The 368-nt window shown below is 44.3% G+C and carries 1 protein-coding gene; it reads left to right on the forward strand.

Annotated elements, in window-relative coordinates; genetic code table 11:
- Window positions 1-368: hypothetical protein (locus FC96_RS13065; RefSeq protein ID WP_191976672.1), on the forward strand; the 368-nt coding region annotated here is incomplete at both ends.

Below are 368 nucleotides of genomic sequence, written 5' to 3' on the forward strand. Positions count from 1 at the left end.
TGCCATTGTTCATCTTGCTGCACTTGTTGCGGAAGTTGATCAAGGACGCAATTCTTGGCTTGCTATTCTTGCCAATTGGCTTGTTGTTCGGTGGATTACCATTCTTGCTGAGCTTGCCATTGCTAATTGGTGGGTTCTTACTCGCCAAAGCAATCGCTGATGCTTTAGCACTTGGTTTAGCTGGTTTATTAACTGCTTTGCCATTCTTGTTGGCATTACCATTGGCATTCTTAGGTCACCTGTTACTACTTGGCCTATTGTTAACGCCATTTGGCTTGCTACTCCTTGGGTTGAAGTTGTTAGCTGATTTGGCTAAATTCTTGATTGGTCTGGCACTTGGTTGGTTCTTGTTCCCACTGTTGCTTGCA

Origin of the sequence: Secundilactobacillus kimchicus JCM 15530 (assembly GCF_001433995.1) — a bacterium.
In the GTDB taxonomy this organism is placed as follows: domain Bacteria; phylum Bacillota; class Bacilli; order Lactobacillales; family Lactobacillaceae; genus Secundilactobacillus; species Secundilactobacillus kimchicus.